This window comes from Pseudomonas sp. DL (assembly GCF_047199225.1).
Lineage (GTDB): Bacteria > Pseudomonadota > Gammaproteobacteria > Pseudomonadales > Pseudomonadaceae > Pseudomonas > Pseudomonas aeruginosa.
The window spans coordinates 4,273,197-4,288,087 of record NZ_CP178323.1; the positions used below are offsets into that span (position 1 = coordinate 4,273,197).

Here is a 14,891-nt window from a genome sequence, read left to right on the forward strand (position 1 = left end):
GCCGCGCTTGCCTGATCCTGCACCCCGGACGAGCGGTCGTCCCGACGCCTGCGCCCGCCCTCCTGTCTCCGGCATAATCGCCCGCTGCTGGAGTCTTCCCGAATGCCCGAACACCTCAACGCCCGCGTCGAGGCCTGCTATCGGCAGGCCGAACACTTCTTCCAACGCAGCTTCCCCCGCCCGACCGTCAGCTTCCGCCTGCGCGGCCAGAAAGCCGGGGTCGCCCATCTCGACGAGAACCTGCTGCGCTTCAATCCCCAGCTGTACCGCGAGAACCGCGAGCACTTCCTGGAACAGACCGTGGCCCACGAAGTCGCGCACCTGATCGCGCACCAGTTGTTCGGCCCGCGCATCCGCCCCCACGGCGAGGAGTGGCAGTTGATCATGCGCGGCATCTACGGCCTGCCGCCGGACCGCTGCCACACCTACGCGGTCAAGCGCCGCGCCACCACCCGCTACCTGTACCGCTGCCATTGCCCGGAGCACAACGACTTCCCGTTCTCCCCGCAACGCCACACCCTGGTGGCCAAGGGGCGCCGCTACTACTGCCGGCGCTGCAAGGCGACCCTGGTGTTCACCGGCGAAGTGCTCCGCGAGTGATTCAGGCGATGGCCCCGGCCGCCTTCAGCTCGGCGATCCGTTCGGCGGAGTAGCCCAGGCCTTCGAGCACCGCCACGGTGTCGGCGCCGAGCGCCGCGCCGATGTGGCGAGGCGCCGGCAGGCCGGCGGAAAACTTGATCGGACAGGCCATCTGCGCCTGGCTGCCGCCGTCCGCCAGCGGCACCCGGGCGACCAGCCCGCGCGCCTGCAACTGCGGGTGTTCCAGCGCCTCGGAGAGCGGCAGCAGCGGCTCCACGCAGGCATCCAGGGCGGCGAACACCGCCTGCCATTCGGCGAAGTCGCGTTTCTCGAACTCCATCTCGATCTCGCGCTTCAGCGCCCGCTGCTCTTCCGGCTTCGGCGACAGGCCGCGGGCGGCCAGTTCCGGGCGGCCGATGGCGGCGCAGAACTGCTGCATGAACTGCGGTTCCAGGCTGCCCACCGAGAACCAGCGGCCATCGCGGGTGCGGTAGTAGTCGTAGAAGCTGCCGCCGTTCAGCGCCAGCGCCTCCATCTCCGGCTCGACCCCGGCCGCGAGATAGCCTGCACCGGCCATGCCGTTCAGGCTGAAGGCGCAGTCGGTCATGCTGATGTCGACGAACTGCCCCTCGCCGGTCTGCTGCCGGTGGATGACCGCCGCCAGCAGGCCCATCACGCCATGCAACGAACCGCCGGCGAGGTCCGCCAGTTGCACCCCCAGCGGCAACGGGCCACGCTCGCGGCGCCCGGTGTAGCTGGCGACGCCGGCCAGCGCCAGGTAGTTGATGTCATGCCCGGCGCGCTCGCAGTACGGCCCGGTCTGGCCGTAGCCGGTGATGGCCACGTAGATCAGCCGCGGGTTCGCCGCCTTCAGCGCCTCGTAGCCGACGCCGAGCTTGTCCATCACCCCCGGACGGAACTGTTCGAGGACGATGTCGTATTCGCGTACCAGCTCCAGCACCACCTCGCGCGCGCCCTGCCGCTTCAGGTCGAGGCCGATGGAACGCTTGTTGCGGTTCAGGTAGGCATGGCTGGCCGAGGTGCCGTCGACGTGCGGCGGCAGCACCCGCACCAGGTCCATGCGCCCGGGCGACTCCACGCGCAGCACGTCCGCCCCCATGTCGGCCAGCAGCAGCGAGGCGAACGGCCCCGGCAACAGGGTCGAGAAATCCAGCACTTTCAACGATGACAACGGGCCTTTCATGCTCCCTCCTCTGGGTCGCCGGGCATTGGTCGGGATCGCCTGCCGAGCAGCCTATCCACCCGCCGCGCGGCGCGACATGGCCGTGGCGTCAGAGCTTCATGCCGCGGCTGATGATCTCTTTCATGATCTCCGAGGTACCGGCGAAGATCCGCTGGATGCGGGCGTTGGCGTACATCCTGCAGATCGGATACTCCCACATGTAGCCCCAGCCGCCATGCAGTTGCACGCCTTCGTCGACCACCTTGCCCAGCAGCTCGGTGGTGAACAGCTTGGCTTCGGCGGCGACCTCGGGGGACAGCTTCTTCTGGTTGTGGTCCATCACGCAGCGGTCGGTGAAGACCTGCGCCACGTCGATCTGGGTACGCATTTCGGCGAGCTTGAAGCGGGTGTTCTGGAAGTGCGCCACCGGCCGGCCGAAGGCCTGGCGCTCCTTCACGTAGTCGATGGTCGCCTGCAACGCCGCCTCGGCCCCGGCCACCGCGCCGCAGGCGTTGGTCAGGCGCTCCTGGGCGAGCATGTTCATCAGGTAGAAGAAGCCGCCCTTGGCGTCGCCCAGCAGGTTTTCCTTCGGCACCCGCACATTGTTGAAGAACAGCTCGGCGGTGTCCTGGCTCTTCATGCCGAGCTTCTTCAGGTTGCGCCCGCGCTCGAAGCCTTGCATGCCGCGCTCCACCAGGAACAGGCCCATGGCGTGCTTGTTCGCCGGATCGGTCTTCGCCGCGACGATCACCAGGTCGGCCAGCAGGCCGTTGGAGATGAACACCTTGGAGCCGTTGAGCAGCCAGTGGTCGCCCTTGTCCACCGCGGTGCTGCGCATGCCGGCCAGGTCGGAGCCGGCGGACGGCTCGGTCATGGCCACGGCGAGGATGGTCTCGCCACGGACGATCCCCGGCAACAGGCGGGCCTTCTGCTCGGCGCTACCGTATTCGGCGATGTACGGCCCGCACAACGCCGAGTGCAGCGGGATCATGAAGCCCGGCTCGTTGATCCGCGCCAGCTCCTCGCACATGATCTGCTCGTAGCGGAAGTCCTTGAGCCCGGCGCCACCGTACTCCTCGTCCGCCCAGGGCAGCAGGAAGCCCATCTCCCCCGCCTTCCTCCAGACAGCGCGGTCGACCACCCCGGCCTCTTCCCAGGCATCCTGGTGCGGTACCACCTCTTTGTCGAGAAAGGCGCGGAAGGCATCGCGGAACAGGTTGTGTTCGGTCTCGAAGATCTGCCGTTGCATGTACGGGGACTCCCTGCGGTCAGTGGTTCCGCAGGGTAGGCGGCGCCGGCCGGCGCCCTCAATGACGCGAGCGCTCAGGCTCGGTTGACCGAATCGGTCAGCTACCAGTCCATGCTCGCCGGCTGCACGCCCGGGTGGGACGGGAACAACGGCAGCACCTCCTCGGCCAGTTCCTGGATGACTTCCGCTGCCGGCCTGGCGGCGAACTGGATGCCCAGGGCGGCATGGTTGACGCCCGCCGCGCGCCATTCGCCGAGCAGCTCGATCAGGCCGTTGCGCCCGGTGCGCAGGACGTAGCCGCCGTGCAACGGCGTACGCGGATACGCCGGGTCGTCCACCAGGTCCAGCCATTCGTTGGTCATGTGCGGGCGGAACCCGCCGTCCGCGATGGACATCCTCCAGGCGCGGATCTTCCGGGCCAGGCGACGTGGTCCGGACGCATCGACAGTCGACTCCGGATAGGTCAGCCAGCCATCCGCCTGGCGTGCCAGCCAGTCCGCCGGCTGCCGCGCGGAGCCGGTGACGACCAGCGGGATGGCGCCGGCCGGCGGACGCGGCAACAGTTCGGCGTCGTCCAGCGTACCGAGCGGCGAGGCGACGTGCCGGCAGCCGTGCAGCAGTTGGCGCAGGTAGTCCAGGCCCTGGGCGAACCGCTCGCCGCGCTGCGCATGCTCCAACCCGTAGGCGGGGAACTCCACCGGCCGGTCGCCGGAGGCGAGGCCCAGCACCAGGCGTCCGCCGGACAACCGGTCGACGCTCGCCGCGGCCTTGGCCAGGTCGACCGGTTGGCGCAGGGCAAGCACCGCGCTGCCGGTGGCCAGGGCGATACGGCGGGTCCGCGCGGCCAGATAGCCAAGGTAGGTGAACGGGTCGAACACTTGTCCGGCATCGCCGAAGCGTGGGTCGAACAGCGGTACGTCGCGTACCCAGACGGCGGCGAATCCCAGTCGATCGATTTCTTCGACCAACCGCGCCTGGCCCAGCAGCACCCGCATGTCGCCCTGGTAGAAACGCAACGGCAGGAACAGGCCCAGGGTCAGCGCGTCTGCGGCGAACATGCGCCGATAGCCAGGGTGCCCGACGAAGGCCGGCGCCGAGGCGCCTTGCAGCAGGGCGCTCATGGACCCACCGCCGGTTCCGGCAGGAGGATCCCGCGCTGCACCGCAGGCCGCAGGGCCATGCGCCGGTGCCAGTCGTCCAGGTGGCGATAATGGCTGAAGTCGAAGTCGACAATCCGCGCCGTATGGGTCCAGCCGAAGGTGGCGATATCGGCGATGGAGTATTGCTCACCGGCCAGCCAGGGCCGTCCGGCCAGGCGCTGGTCGAGGGTGGCGAAAACCTCCTCGGAGAGCCGCCGATAGCGTTCGATGGCCGGCGGGTACCGCTCTTCGGCGAAGATCTCGAAATGCACGCGCTGGCCGAGGATGGGCCCCATGCTGGAAGCATGGAAAGTCAGCCAGGTCAGGGCCTCCCAGCGTTCCCGGGGGGCGTCGGGAAGCAACCGCCCGCTGGTCTCCGCCAGGTACTGCAGGATCGCCGCCGACTCGAACAGGGTGATGCCGGCGGCCCGGTCTACCAGCACCGGTATCCGGCCATGTGGATTCAGGCGCAGGAATTCCGGGCGGCGTTGCTCGCCATGGTCGATGCGAACGTGGTGCAGTGCGTAGGGCAGCCCCAGTTCCTCGAGGGCGATGGTGATCTTGAATCCGTTGGGTGAACTGTCGCTGTAGAGCTGGAGGGAAGGCATGGCAAGTATCCTTGCAGCGCTGGACTATCCGGCGCCTGGGCGATGGGGGCGGCGCCGACCGGGGAAACCGCCTCGGCCGCTTCCCGCACACCGAAGAAAGCAGCTAGGCTAAAGTCTCTCGTTTCGCCACACATGCTGAAGCCCAGGCCGGCGGATGAAAAACGATCCTTTCTACAACCTGTTTATAGAAAAACTGAATTCATGGGTGCCGTCCTCCCGCTCCTCGCGCTACGCGCTTTCGTCGAAACCGCCCGCCATGGCAATCTCACCCGCGCGGCCGCGGCCATGGGCGTCACTCCCGGCGCGGTAAGCCAGCAGCTCAGGGCTCTGCAGGCGCGCACCGGCGTCGTCCTGTTCCAGCGCTTCAGCCATGGCATGCGCCTGACGCCGGAGGGCGAGCAGGTCTATCCCGGCCTCCGCCAGGCCTTCGAGCAGATCACCGCGAGCCTTGCCCAGCTGGAGGCGATCAATGCCCGCCAGACCCTCACGGTCAGCACCGAGCCCTCCTTCGCCGCCACCTGGCTGGTGCCGCGCCTCGGTCAATTCAGCGCGTCGCACCCGCAGGTGGAAGTCCGCGTGGAGGCTACGGCACTGCTCGCCGACCTGCGCCGGGAACGAATCGACGTCGCCATCCGCCACGGGCTCGGCGACTACCCCGGACTCGACGTGCAGGCACTGATGGCCCCGCCGCTGATCCCGGTGGCCAGCCCGCGCCTGCTGGCGGAAGGTCCTGAGATCCGCGAAGCGATCGATTGCCTGGCCTACCCACTGTTGCAGGAGTCGGAGCGCAATGACTGGCGCCTGTGGCTGCGGGCGATGGGGGTGGAGGACGACCCGCGCAGCGAGAGAGGTCCGGCTTTCGCCGACGACCTGCTGCTGGTTCGCGCCGCCGAGGCCGGCCAGGGTATCGCGCTGGTACGGGAGATCCATGCCCGCGCCGAGATCGCCAGCGGCCGCCTGGCGGTCGCCCTCGAGCGGCCCTGGCCGAGCCGCTTCGCCTATTACGCGGTGAGCCTGCCAGGAGCGGCGCAACGAGCGCCCCTCTCGCTGTTCCTCGCCTGGCTGCGCGAGCAGGCCGCCGCCGAGGCATAAAAAAACCCGCCACGAGGGCGGGTTCGAAGGGCGGCAGGGAGCTCTTCACTTCCCCCTGCCGAACAGGTTTGAGCTTAGACCGCTTCGCGGCCGCCCACCGGAATATCGCTGGCAGGCGACGAAGCGTTGCCCTCGCCGGCCAGTTCGCGCTGCAAGGTGCCCTCGTCGAGCTGCTTGCACCACTTGGAAACCACTACCGTGGCCACGCCGTTGCCGACCAGGTTGGTCAGCGCGCGGGCTTCGGACATGAAGCGGTCGATGCCGAGGATCAGCGCCAGGCCGGCGACCGGCAGGTGGCCGACGGCGGAAAGGGTCGCGGCGAGCACGATGAAGCCGCTGCCGGTGACGCCGGCGGCGCCCTTGGAAGCGATCAGCAGCACCAGCAGCAGGGTGATCTGGTGGGTGATGTCCATCGGCGTATCGGTGGCCTGGGCGATGAACACCGCGGCCATGGTCAGGTAGATCGAGGTGCCGTCGAGGTTGAAGGAGTAACCGGTGGGAATCACCAGGCCGACCACCGACTTGTTGCAGCCGAGCTTCTCCATCTTGTCGATCATCCGCGGCAGGGCCGACTCGGAAGACGAGGTGCCCAGCACGATCAGCAGCTCCTCGCGGATGTACTTGATGAAGCGCAGGATGCTGAAGCCGTGGGCGCGGGCGATGCCGCCGAGGACGATGAGCACGAACAGGATGCAGGTGATGTAGAAGCACAGCATCAGTTGGCCGAGCTGCACCAGCGAACCCACGCCGTAGGCGCCGATGGTGAAGGCCATGGCGCCGAACGCGCCGATCGGGGCGACCTTCATGATCACGTTGATGATGTTGAACATCACGTGGGAGACGCGCTCGATGAACTCGAACACCGGCTTGCCGTAGCTGCCCAGGCGATGCAGGGCGTAGCCGAAGAGCACGGAGAAGAACAGGACCTGGAGGATGTCGCCGTTGGCGAACGCGCCGACCACGGTGCCGGGGATCACGTTCATCAGGAAGTCGACGGTGCTCTGCTTCTCGCCGGCAGCGGCGTAGGCAGCGATCTTGCTGGTGTCGAGGGTGTTCGGGTCGACGTGCATGCCGGCGCCCGGCTGGACCACGTTGACCACTACCAGGCCGATGATCAGGGCCACGGTGGAGACGACCTCGAAGTACAGCAGCGCCATGCCGCCGGTCTTGCCGACCGACTTCATGCTCTGCATGCCGGCGATGCCGGTGACCACGGTGCAGAAGATGATCGGCGCGATGGCCATCTTGATCAGTTTGACGAAGCCGTCGCCGAACGGCTTCATCGCCACCGCCGTTTCCGGGTACCAGTGGCCGAGCGCGATACCGATGGCGATGGCGACCAGAACCTGCACGTACAGGCTCTTGTAGAAGGGTTGTTTGGTCATGGGCAGAGTCCTCACGGGGGCGCTTCGCCAGTTCCCTGGAACGCGCTCACCGGTAGCGTTACCCCCCTTGCTGGGGAGATTTTTTGTCGTGAACCGCCGCGGCGGAACCTTGCCCAGGCATTGCAGAGGCTGTGCCAGGATGCTCTTTATCTAAATAAAATCCTTATATATCAACAAGTTAAATAATAAATGAAAATTGCATAGCGGGCTAAGCGTGGCGGATTACCGCCCGGCGGGCCGGCTGTGCCGCGCGAGCATGGCGGGAGTCCGCCACCACCCTTGTCGTCTTCCGGGTGGCGCCCTACCATCGCCGTTCCAACAACAAGGACGCCGCCATGCGTGAGCGCACCATCGCCAGCCATTTCGTCCGCGCCGCGTTGCGCGGGGCCACGCGCCAAGGCCTGGACGGCCCCGCCCTGCTGCGTCGCGCCGGCATCCAGCCGGCCCTGCTGGACGAACCGCGGGCACGCATCGCGCCGGAGCAGTTCACCCGCCTGATGCAGTTGCTCTGGGAAGTGCTGGACGACGAATACATGGGCTTCGGCGAAGTCCGCAGCAAGCGCGGCACCTTCGCCATGATGTGCCACACCCTGATTCATTGCCGGACCCTGGAAAAGGCCCTGCAGCGCGGCGAACTGTTCTACGGCCTGTTCCCCCAGGCGCCGCTGATCCACCTGCGGCGCGACGGCGACCTGGTGCGCCTGAGCCTCGAGGAACGCCACCTGTCGGACCCGGATCACTTCCTCGCCGAAAGCCTGCTGGTGATCTGGCACCGCCTCGCCAGTTGGCTGATCGGCCAGCGCATCCGCCTGGAGGAAGCCACCTTCAGCTACCCGGCGCCGGACCACCAGGCCGAGTACGACCTGCTGTTTCCCTGCCCCCGGCGGTTTTCCGCCGGCTGCACCAGCCTGCTGTTCGCCGCCCGCTACCTGGGCATGCCGCTGCTGCAGGACGAACGCACCCTCAAGCAGTTCCTCCAGCACTCTCCCGCCGACCTGCTGGCGCGCCCGGACGGCGGCGACAGCCTGACCAGCCAGATCCGCCGCCTGCTCGGCCGCGACTGCCGGCGCTGGCCAGACCTCGACCAGGTCGCCCGCCAACTGCACATGAGTTCGCAGACCCTGCGACGCCACCTGCGCGAGGAAGGCGGCAGCTTCCAGCAACTCAAGGACCACCTGCGCCGCGACCTGGCGATCTACCACCTGGGTCGGGACGAGCTATCGATCCAGGACATCGCCGAGCAGCTCGGCTTTTCCGAGCCCTCGGCCTTCCATCGCGCGTTCAAGAAGTGGACCGGCCTCACCCCCGGCGCGTACCGGCACCAGGCGGAAGCCTGAAGCTCAGCCCAGCTCCTGGCGACGAAGCCCGCTGCGCAGTTGGTCGAGCACCGTGGCGAACGGCTGCGGCCGCCCGACCGCGTAGCCCTGGGCGAAATCCACCCCGAGGCGCGCCAGGTGATCGAGGATTTCCCGGCTCTCGACGAACTCGGCCACGGTCACCGCGCCCAGGCGGTGGGCGATCTGGTTGATGGAGTCGACGATGGCCTGGTCCACCGGGCTCTTGTCCAGGTTACGGACGAAGCTGCCGTCGATCTTGATCACGTCGACGACGAAATTCTTCAGGTAATTGAAGGAACTCAGGCCGGAGCCGAAGTCGTCCAGCGCCACCTTGCAGCCGAGGTCGCGCAGCTTGGCGACGATCCGCGAAGCCACCGACAACTGGTTCATCAACGCCGTCTCGGTCAGCTCGAAGTACAGGCGCTCCGGCCTCAGCGGCGAGTGTTCGATGCGATCCAGCAGGTAAGGCAGGAACAGCGGGTCGTTGAGCGAGTTGCCGGACAGGTTGATGCCGATGCTCAGGCCCTCCACCGCGGCGATCCGCGCGCCGAAGTTGATCAGCGCCTCGTTGATCACCCAGCGGTCGATGCTGGCCATCAGGTTGAAGCGCTCGGCGGCCGGGATGAAGGCGCCCGGCGGAGTCATCTGGCCATCCGGATCGTACAGTCGCAGCAGCAGCTCGTAGTGCCGGTCGCCGTCGCGGCGGGGGCCGACCGGGACGATCTCCTGCGCCTGCAACTGGAAGCGGTCGTTCTCCAGGGCCTCGCGCAGCCCGCTGGCGAGGAGTATGTCGCGGTGCTGGCGCTCCACTTCCTCATGGCCGAACTGGTACACCGAAACCCGGTTGCGCCCGGCATGCTTGGCCGCGTAGCAGGCCACGTCGGCCTGGCTCATCAGTTCGCTGGTGCTGCGCGAGGTGGCGGTAAGGGCGGTGATACCGATGCTCGCGCCCACGTCGTAGAGCCGCCCTTCCCAGGGAAAGCGCACCGAGCAGATCTGCTCGATGAGCTTGCTCGCCACCTGCTCCGCCTCCGCCAGGTCGCAATCGAACAGCAGCAGGCCGAACTCATCGCCGCCCAGCCGCGCCAGGGTGTCGGAGGCGCGGGTGCGGTCGGCGAGAATCCGGCTCAGCTCGCGCAGCAGCATGTCGCCCGCCGCGTGCCCGGCGGAATCGTTGACCACCTTGAAGCGGTCGAGGTCGATGAAGCACAGCGCATGCTGGGTCGCCCGCTCCTGGGCGTTGGCCAGGGCGCGTTGCAGCTCCTCCTCGAACTTGGTGCGGTTGAACAGCCCGGTGAGGGCATCGTGGGAGGCGTGATAGCTCAGCTCGCGCTGCATCGCCCGGGCCTTGGTGACGTTCTGGAACACCAGCACGGTGCCGATGATCTCGCCATCGCGGGTGCGCACCGGCGCCGCGCAATTCTGGATATCGTGCTGCTCGCCCTTGCGGCTGATCAGCGTGGCGCCGTCCTCCAGGTAGAACACCCGGGTGTTCTGCAGGCAGCGTCGCACCGGGCTTTCCAAGGCCTCGCCGGTGTCGCTGTCGAGCACGTTGAAGACCAGTTCGTGGGGCGCGCCGATGGCGTCCTGCAAGGTCCAGCCGGTCATCGCCTCGGCCACCGGGTTCATGAAGGTCACGCGGCCGCCGGCGTCGGTGGTCAACACGGCATCGCCGATGGAATACAGGGTCACCTGCAGGCGTTCCTTTTCCTCGTGCAGGGTTTCCGCCAGGGTGCGGATCTCGGTGATGTCGCTGTTGATGCCGATCATCCGCACCGGACGGTTGTCCTCGTCGCGCGTCAGCGTGGCGATCGCCCGCAGGTGGCGAACCTCGCGGTTGGGGCGGACGATACGGAACTCGCAGTCGAATTTCTGCAACCCGCTGACGGCGCGCTCCAGCTCGCGCAGCACGCGGTCGTGATCCTCGACATGCAGGCTCGCCTTCCACTGCTCCACCGTGGTCTCCCCGGGACCGCTGCGGATGCCGTACAGGTCGAACATGCGGAAATCCCAGTGCAGGCGGTTGCGCGCCAGGTCCCACTCCCAGATGCCGATCTGCCCAGCGTCGGTGGCCAGCTTGATCCGTTCGGCGAGGCGCTCGCGCTCCAGCTCGGCACGCTTGCGACTGTCGATATCCTCCACCTGGGTGACGAAGTACTGGGCGACTCCCTCCTCGTCGCGCACCAGCGACACGCTGATGCGCGCCCAGAAGGTTTCGCCGTCCTGGCGCAGGTAGCGCTTCTCCATCTGGTAGGAGTTGATACGCCCGGCGAGCAGGTCGCGCACCAGGTCGAGGTCCAGTTCCAGGTCGTCCACATAGGTGATCTCCTGGAACGACAGCTCGCCCAGGCGTTCGGCGGAATAGCCGAGCATCCGGCACAGCGCCTCGTTGACCTTGAACAGCCGCCCCTCCAGCGACACCAGGGCCATGCCGATCGCCGAGAATTCCATGGCGCCGCGGAACTGCGCCTCGCCGATGGCCACCTGATGCTGCTCGCGGCGGCTGCGCTCCATGATCACCGAGACCAGGAAGGCGGGAATGAGGGTCAAGGCCATCGGCAGGTACAGCAGCGGCTCGCCGAAACGTTGCTGGGACGACTCGGGGACGAACACGCCGAGGGCGATCAGCACGGCGATGAAACAGGTGTTCAGGCAACCGATCAGCGCGGTACCGAACACGCTGGTGCTGGCGGCGGCCACCAGCAGCGGCAGGAGCACGTAGATGAAGGCGTAGGGCAGGCGCGTCAGGGCCACGAAGCTGATCACCAGGGTCACCAGCAGGAGCATCGCGTTGTCCACTCCCGCCCGCCCCGACAGAGCGTGACGCCAGGCCGCCAGGTTGCTGGCCATGCATAACGGCAGCAGCGCGAGCATGCCCATCGCATCGCCCACGTACCAGCGCGCCCACATTTCCGGGAAACGCCCCATGCCGAAGACGCTGACCAGCACCGCGCCCACCGAGGCGCCGAGCAAGGGCGGAATCAGCGCGCCGGCCCAGAGCACGCGAACCGCCGAATGCAGGTTGAATTCGAAGTCCTCGCGCACCCGGTTGATGCGTAACAGCATCGCGGCGAAGATCGCTTCGCTCAGGTTGGCCGGCAGGAACGCCGCGCTCATCCACAGGCTGTCGCCATACAGGCGGTTGGCCGCCAGGTTGGCCACGGCGGAGCAGAGCAGGATCGCCGGCCACTGGCGCAGCGGCGCGCGCAGCAGGGCGGCGGTGAGGATCGCGTTGGGCAGCCAGATCGCAGCGATGGTGGCGGGCTGGCGCGACAGGTAGATGCAGGCCAGGGCGGCGAGAAAGAACAGCACACCGGCCTGGATGCCCGCCCACAAGCCCCTGTCGTCGGTTTTGCCACTGAACATCCGCTCGAATCCCCGGTACCTGCGTCAAAGGAACTGCGCCAGCCGAACAGACTTCAGCGTAGCGCGGAAACACCTCAGACGTAGGTAACGGCCGCCAAGTCTCAGACTGTAGCGAAACGTATGCGGAAGCAGGCGCCGCCCAGCTCGGAATCGTCCAGGCTCAGTTCGCCGTCGTAGCTCTCGATGATGTCCAGCGCCACGGCCAGGCCGATGCCCTGCCCCGGGTGCTGGGTATCGGCGCGCTCGCCGCGGCGGATGATTCGTGCGCGCTGTTCGGCAGGCACTCCGGGACCGTCGTCCTCGACCCACAGCTCCGAGTAACCCGGCCCCAGCCGGGCGCCCACGCGGACCCGGCCCAGGCACAGGCGATAGGCGTTCTCCAGCAGGTTGCCGAGCAGTTCCAGCAGCGCGCCGCGCTCCACCGGCACGCTGAAGGACGGCGAGAAGTCCCGCTGCAGGCTTACCCGCTTGTCGCGATAGACCTTGTCCAGCGCGTCGCACAGGGTCTCCACCAGCGGCGCCAGTTGCTCGCGATGGCGTACCAGGCCGCTCTTGCGCAGGCTGGCGCGCTGCAACTGATAGCCTATCTGCTGGCTCATGCGCTCGATCTGGCCCTGTAGCACCCGCACCTGCTCGCGGTTGCCGGGCTCCTCGGCGAGCTGGTCGCCGACCCCCTGCAAGACCGCCAGCGGCGTCTTCAGACTGTGCGCCAGGTCGCCGAGGGAGTGGCGGTAGCGCTCGCGCTGCTTGTGCTCGCTGCGCAACAGGCGGTTCAGCGAGTGGGTCAGGCGCAGCAGCTCGCGCGGATGCTCCTCGCTCAGGCTCTCGCGCTCGCCGGATTCGATCTGGTCCAGCTCGGAACTCAACCCGCGCATCGCCCGGAAGCCCCAGGTCAGACCCAGCCAGAGCAGCCCGAGCAAGACCAGCAGGGCGCCGCCGAGCCACAGGTAGAGCTGCTCGCGGAACCCCTTGAGCAGGCTCTCGAACTCGCTGACCGATTGCATGGTGACGATGCTGTAGGCCGCCTGCTTGCCGCGCAGCAGGTCGATCTCGACGTCGAACACGAAGAACTCCTCGCCCTTCGCATCGCGGGTGGTGTGGAATTCGTTGCCGCGGCCGTCGTAGCGCGGCGTGTAGTTGATCGACTCGTCGGCCGCCGAGGTGGAGCGCCAGAGCAGATCGCCATTCTGGTCGTAGATATAGCCGAGGACCTTGGCCTCCGGCAGGTTGAACTCCTCCACCGGCAGGTGCTCGGGCATCACCAGGCGGCCCTTCTCCACCCGCGCCGCCGAGACCAGGGTCGCCACGTCGGCGGCCAGGCGCTGCTCGATGGTGTTCTCCAGGGCGATGCCGAAGGCCCGCTGCAGGGCCGGCAGCAGCGCCAGCATGAACAGCACCGCCAGGGCGGCGGCGCCGAGCATCAGACGGATGCGCAGGGAACGGATCACCGGCAGCGCTCGGTGAACAGGTAGCCCTGGCCGCGCACCGTATCGATCGGCTTGAAGCCGCCGCAGGCCTCCAGCTTGCGCCGCAGGCGGCCGACCAGCACCTCGATGACGTTGGCGTCGCGCTCCTCGTCGTCGGGGTAGAGCTGTTCCATCAGGCGTTCCTTGGCCACCACCTGCTGGTGATGCCGCATGAGGTATTCGAGGATGCGGTATTCGTAGGCGGTCAGCGCCACCGGTTGCTCCTCGACCAGCGCCTGCTTGCGGTTCAGGTCGAGGACCAGGGGGCCGGCCTCGATGGTCGACTGGACGAACCCCGAGGAGCGTCGCAGCAACGCGTTCAGGCGCGCTTCCAGTTCCTCGAACTGGAACGGCTTGACCACGTAGTCGTCGGCCCCGGCGGCCAGGCCTTCGACCTTGTCCTGCCAGTTGCCGCGGGCGGTGAGGATCAGGATCGGGAAGGACTTGCCCTGCGAACGCAGCTCGCGGATCAGGTCCAGGCCGCTCATGCCCGGCAGGCCGAGGTCGATCACCGCCAGGTCGTGGTGGTATTCGCTGACCCGGTAGAGGGCTTCCTCGGCATCCGGTACCGCGTCCACCACGTGCCCCTGTTCACCCAGGCGGGTATAGAGGTGGTGGCGCAACAGCGCCTCGTCTTCCACTACCAGCAGTTTCATGAGGTTCCTCCGGATGAGATGCGGCCGGACCTTCCGGCCCGGCCATCGAAGCATGCCCTCGCGGGCGCTGCGCGGTCATTTAGAACTTGTAGTTGGCGCCCAGGTAGAATTGCGAGCTGCTGTGCAGGTCCAGGGAGCCCAGCTTGTTGCCGCCATGCGGGGTCATCTCGGTGCTGGCGTTGGTGCGCAGGTAACGATAGCCGCCTTCGATCGAGGCATTCTTGCTCAGCTCCTGCAGGATACCGGCCTGCAGCCCGGCAGCGTAGCCGACATCGCTGTCGCGCTTGAAGCCCTTGCCGTCCTGTTCCAGCTTGACCAGGCCGAGGGTGGCACCGCCGAACAGCTTGGTGTTGTTGTCGCCGATCGGCAGGAAGGCGTCGTAGCTGCCGAGCAGGTTCTGCTGGCGCAGCTTGTTGCCGCTGCTGGTGTCGGAGATGTTCTCGTAGGTCGCGTAGTAGCGGCCCTGCTCGAACTGCTGGCCGGCGCGGATGCCCCAGGTGCCGGTGTTGTCGATCACCTTGTCGAGGTTCGGGCTGTTCAGGTTGCGGTTCAGCGACTTGGATTTCTGGATGTTGTTGCTGGTCTCGCCCCAGGTCAGGCCGACGAAGTTGTCGGCGGCCTGGACGCCGGCGGCGGAACCCAGCAGGGCGGTGGCGATGAAGAGAGTCTTGAGTGCTTTCATGGTGTTTCTCCGTTCTGCGAGAGTCGTGTCGTTCACGGCTTGCAGAGTACGGACAGGGTACTGAACCGCCCCTGAACGCTTGCTGAACCCGGGCTGAACGACTCGCGTTTGCCGGCGAACGCTCTGTTTCCAGGCTGCCGCGCGCCGGC

Annotated in this window: 12 protein-coding genes; 3 read left to right on the forward strand and 9 right to left on the reverse strand. The window is 67.2% G+C overall.

Annotated features, from left to right (window positions below):
- Positions 1-102 precede the first annotated feature (102 nt).
- Positions 103-600 carry a SprT family zinc-dependent metalloprotease gene (locus ACI766_RS19810; protein ID WP_003082453.1) on the forward strand — a complete coding sequence of 166 codons (498 nt, stop codon included), beginning with the start codon at positions 103-105 and terminating at the stop codon, positions 598-600.
- A 1-nt stretch (position 601) separates the two neighbouring features.
- Here ACI766_RS19810 and ACI766_RS19815 read toward each other — a convergent pair whose 3' ends face one another.
- The 4 genes from ACI766_RS19815 to ACI766_RS19830 form a co-directional block, all read right to left on the reverse strand.
- A complete protein-coding gene (locus ACI766_RS19815; protein WP_058148897.1) occupies positions 602-1,783 on the reverse strand; it encodes a CaiB/BaiF CoA transferase family protein in 1,182 nt (393 codons plus the stop codon).
- 88 nt (positions 1,784-1,871) lie between these two features.
- Positions 1,872-3,011: an acyl-CoA dehydrogenase family protein gene (locus ACI766_RS19820; protein WP_003082447.1), complete on the reverse strand. Its 1,140-nt coding sequence runs from the start codon at positions 3,009-3,011 to the stop codon at positions 1,872-1,874.
- 101 nt (positions 3,012-3,112) lie between these two features.
- Positions 3,113-4,132, reverse strand: coding sequence for an LLM class oxidoreductase (locus tag ACI766_RS19825; RefSeq protein WP_003112461.1), 1,020 nt, complete (start codon positions 4,130-4,132; stop codon positions 3,113-3,115).
- Entirely contained in the window at positions 4,129-4,758 is a 630-nt protein-coding gene (locus tag ACI766_RS19830; RefSeq protein ID WP_003112463.1) for a glutathione S-transferase family protein, read from the reverse strand. Before ACI766_RS19830 ends, ACI766_RS19825 begins: the two co-directional genes overlap by 4 nt.
- Before the next feature lie 201 nt (positions 4,759-4,959).
- Here ACI766_RS19830 and ACI766_RS19835 point away from each other — a divergent pair, with 201 nt between their 5' ends.
- The gene (locus tag ACI766_RS19835) at positions 4,960-5,850 is read left to right on the forward strand and encodes a LysR substrate-binding domain-containing protein (protein WP_003109209.1); all 891 of its coding nucleotides are present in this window, start codon (positions 4,960-4,962) and stop codon (positions 5,848-5,850) included.
- A gap of 74 nt (positions 5,851-5,924) precedes the next feature.
- Here ACI766_RS19835 and dctA read toward each other — a convergent pair whose 3' ends face one another.
- The gene (gene dctA, locus ACI766_RS19840) at positions 5,925-7,235 is read right to left on the reverse strand and encodes a C4-dicarboxylate transporter DctC (protein WP_003133810.1); all 1,311 of its coding nucleotides are present in this window, start codon (positions 7,233-7,235) and stop codon (positions 5,925-5,927) included.
- Between the two features lie 335 nt (positions 7,236-7,570).
- On the opposite strand from dctA, the gene ACI766_RS19845 reads away from it, so the two are divergent.
- Positions 7,571-8,572 carry an AraC family transcriptional regulator gene (locus tag ACI766_RS19845; RefSeq protein ID WP_003106595.1) on the forward strand — a complete coding sequence of 334 codons (1,002 nt, stop codon included), beginning with the start codon at positions 7,571-7,573 and terminating at the stop codon, positions 8,570-8,572.
- A gap of 3 nt (positions 8,573-8,575) precedes the next feature.
- On the opposite strand, the gene ACI766_RS19850 is transcribed toward ACI766_RS19845, so the two are convergent.
- The 4 genes from ACI766_RS19850 to ACI766_RS19865 all read right to left on the reverse strand — a co-directional run bounded on the left by ACI766_RS19850 (position 8,576) and on the right by ACI766_RS19865 (position 14,742).
- Positions 8,576-11,938: a diguanylate cyclase gene (locus ACI766_RS19850; protein ID WP_009876084.1), complete on the reverse strand. Its 3,363-nt coding sequence runs from the start codon at positions 11,936-11,938 to the stop codon at positions 8,576-8,578.
- Between the two features lie 101 nt (positions 11,939-12,039).
- Positions 12,040-13,386: a two-component system sensor histidine kinase PhoQ gene (gene phoQ, locus ACI766_RS19855; protein ID WP_003082438.1), complete on the reverse strand. Its 1,347-nt coding sequence runs from the start codon at positions 13,384-13,386 to the stop codon at positions 12,040-12,042.
- Positions 13,383-14,060, reverse strand: a complete 678-nt coding sequence (gene phoP, locus ACI766_RS19860) for a two-component system response regulator PhoP (protein ID WP_003082436.1) — start codon at positions 14,058-14,060, stop codon at positions 13,383-13,385. The genes phoQ and phoP overlap by 4 nt, the downstream gene beginning before the upstream one ends.
- A gap of 79 nt (positions 14,061-14,139) precedes the next feature.
- The gene (locus ACI766_RS19865) at positions 14,140-14,742 is read right to left on the reverse strand and encodes an outer membrane protein (RefSeq protein ID WP_003082431.1); all 603 of its coding nucleotides are present in this window, start codon (positions 14,740-14,742) and stop codon (positions 14,140-14,142) included.
- Positions 14,743-14,891 lie beyond the last annotated feature (149 nt).